Genomic DNA, 821 nt, shown 5'->3' on the forward strand with positions numbered 1-821 from the left:
GGCGTGTAGGGGCTCGCCGTCCACTGCCACACGCTGCCGAAGGCCGATGCCGTGGCACGCGGGTGAAGCACGCCGTCGTCGACGAACTGCCCCTGGGCGATGCCTGCAGCGCCGGCCCGAGCGGCGGCCTGTTCCCACTCGGCCTCGGTGGGCAGGCGTGCCGGCGCGTGGGTCGGGTGCTGCGCGCTCCACCAGCGCGCAAACGCGTCGGCCTCGAACCAGCTGAGGTGCGCGGCCGGTGTGTCGGCTGGCAGGGCGAGCAGGCCGTGCAGCGTGAAGGCCCGGCCTTCGCCCCGCTCGTGCAGAGGCGCGGTGATGCGCTCGCGCTGCACCCAGTCCCAGCCCGCCGAGGCCCACCAGCGGTGGTCACGGTAGCCGCCATCGGCGCCGAACGCGGCCCACTCGGCACGGCTGACGCAGCGGCTGGCCATCTCGAAGGGCTGCAGCCACTGGCGGTGGCGCGGGCCCTCGTTGTCGAACGAGAAGCCGTTGCCGGCATGGCCGATGTCGACCAGGCCGCCTTCGTGGCGCTGCCACTGCAGCGGGGGCGCAGCCGTTGCGGTCGCTGCCGGCGCGGGCCGGTAGGCGGGGGCCAGCGGGTTGCACGCGAACAGGTGCAGCAGGTCGGTGAGGATCAGCTCCTGGTGCTGCTGCTCGTGGTGCAGGCCCAGCGTGACCAGCTCCGCCACCGCGGGCGTGGCGGCCGACTCGAGCAGCGCCGCCAGCTGTTCGTCGACCGCGCGCCGGTAGGCCAGCACCTCGCGCAGGCCGGGCCGCGTGACGAGGCCGCGCTGCGCCCGCGGGTGCTGCTCGCCCACGCC

At 75.3% G+C, this 821-nt stretch carries 1 protein-coding gene; it reads right to left on the reverse strand.

Features of this window, described 5'->3' with window-relative positions:
* The coding region (locus AC01FP_RS18190; protein WP_474482228.1) for an SUMF1/EgtB/PvdO family nonheme iron enzyme at positions 1-821 on the reverse strand (821 nt) is incomplete at both ends.

The organism is Cyanobium sp. NIVA-CYA 375, assembly GCF_056108345.1.